The organism is Enterobacter sp. UPMP701, from assembly GCF_053709515.1.
Genome location: NZ_JBSKJN010000040.1, coordinates 1 through 1,003 on the forward strand (window position 1 = coordinate 1; position 1,003 = coordinate 1,003).

Sequence of the window (1,003 nt, forward strand, 5' to 3'; positions counted from 1 at the left end):
GTGGCACAGACGTGGCGCTGGAAACCGCCGACGCAGCATTAACCCATAACCACCTGCGCGGCCTGGTGCAAATGATTGAACTGGCCCGCGCCACTCACGCCAATATCCGCCAGAACATCACTATTGCGCTGGGGCTGAAAGGGATCTTCCTCGTCACCACGCTGCTAGGGATGACCGGACTATGGCTGGCGGTGCTGGCAGATACCGGTGCGACCGTGCTGGTAACAGCGAATGCGTTAAGATTGTTGCGCAGGAGATAAGGCAAACCGATCGCAACATTGAGCGCGATCGGTCCCCTCGCTCCTCTGGGGAGAGGGTTAGGGTGAGGGGAAAAGGCGGCATCGAAGCCAATCTTTCCCCATCAACCGCCTTTACGAATCAAATAACGATAAGGCAGTCCATCCGTCTCTTTCGCAACCAGTTCGTGTTCCATAAAGGTACAAAACCCAGGAATATCGCGGGTCGTCGCCGGATCGTCGGCGATAATCAGTAAAGTTTCGCCAGGCTGCATATTGCGCACGGTTTTGCGCACCATCATCACCGGTTCCGGGCAGCGCAGGCCAAGCGCGTCGAGTGTGTGGTCAGGGCTGGAAAAGAGATCGGTCATTTTCTTCTCATCACTTAAAAAAACGGCGCTAGTTTACGCCCTGTGAGTCCGTAAGCAAACCAGGTTAACGATTGCGTGAAAATTAACCATTGCATTGTCAACGTAAAGCAGTATCATGCGGCGGCTCGAAAAAAGGGTAAGCACGTTATTATGTTAAGATAACAGACGTGTCGTACGTATTGGGTTCCCTCACCCCAATGGTTAATCAAAAAGGTACAATATGAACGTTTTCTCGCAAACTCAACGCTATAAGGCGTTGTTCTGGTTATCGTTATTTCATCTGCTGGTGATCACCTCCAGTAACTATCTGGTCCAGCTTCCGGTCTCCATTTTTGGTTTTCATACCACCTGGGGCGCGTTTAGTTTTCCGTTTATCTTTCTCGCGACCGACCTGAC

2 protein-coding genes and 1 pseudogene are annotated in these 1,003 nt (G+C 51.7%); 2 read left to right on the forward strand and 1 reads right to left on the reverse strand.

Features of this window, described 5'->3' with window-relative positions:
- Positions 1 to 260 (forward strand): annotated as a pseudogene (gene zntA, locus ACWKXT_RS24205) (Zn(II)/Cd(II)/Pb(II) translocating P-type ATPase ZntA); the annotation flags it as partial.
- Between the two features lie 101 nt (positions 261 to 361).
- On the opposite strand, the gene tusA reads toward zntA, so the two are convergent.
- Positions 362 to 607, reverse strand: a complete 246-nt coding sequence (gene tusA / locus ACWKXT_RS24210; protein WP_000130621.1) for a sulfurtransferase TusA — start codon at positions 605 to 607, stop codon at positions 362 to 364.
- A 220-nt stretch (positions 608 to 827) separates the two neighbouring features.
- Here tusA and ACWKXT_RS24215 point away from each other — a divergent pair.
- Positions 828 to 1,003: queuosine precursor transporter (locus ACWKXT_RS24215; protein ID WP_454542707.1), on the forward strand; the 176-nt coding region annotated here is incomplete at its 3' end.

What these genes read in the sequence shown, in the direction of transcription:
- tusA (WP_000130621.1), bottom strand. Translation starts at nt 607, where the DNA reads ATGACCGATCTCTTTTCCAGCCCTGACCACACACTCGACGCGCTTGGC.